This is a genomic window from Rossellomorea sp. FS2 (assembly GCF_047915635.1).
GTDB classification, from domain to species: Bacteria; Bacillota; Bacilli; order Bacillales; family Bacillaceae_B; genus Rossellomorea; species Rossellomorea marisflavi_A.
The window spans coordinates 1-309 of the sequence record NZ_JBLRVS010000019.1 but is presented as its reverse complement, the minus strand read 5'-3'; the positions used below and the strand labels follow the sequence as shown (position 1 = coordinate 309).

Below are 309 nucleotides of genomic sequence, written 5' to 3'. Positions count from 1 at the left end.
AAAATGGTGAGCCATGAAGGATTCGAACCTTCGACCCTCTGATTAAAAGTCAGATGCTCTACCAACTGAGCTAATGGCTCGTGCTGATCTTCTTATGGGGTTATGCCCCAAAGAAAATACAAATAAACATAAAAAAAGTGGTGCCGGCAAGAGGACTTGAACCCCCAACCTACTGATTACAAGTCAGTTGCTCTACCAGTTGAGCTACACCGGCAAGGTGTATAGTGTATTCTTGCCAATTCGCCTTAGTTGCAACGAAAAGGAAAAGAGCTTTTATGGTAAGTTATTTTCACTCCGCTTGCGCTTCGC

Annotated in this window: 2 tRNA genes; both read right to left on the bottom strand. The window is 43.7% G+C overall.

The features are described 5' to 3' along the window. Positions 1-4: 4 nt before the first annotated feature. A tRNA-Lys gene (locus tag ACNA6I_RS23085) sits at positions 5-80 on the bottom strand. A 58-nt stretch (positions 81-138) separates the two neighbouring features. Further along, positions 139-214, bottom strand: a tRNA-Thr gene (locus ACNA6I_RS23080). Between the last annotated feature and the right edge of the window lie 95 nt (positions 215-309).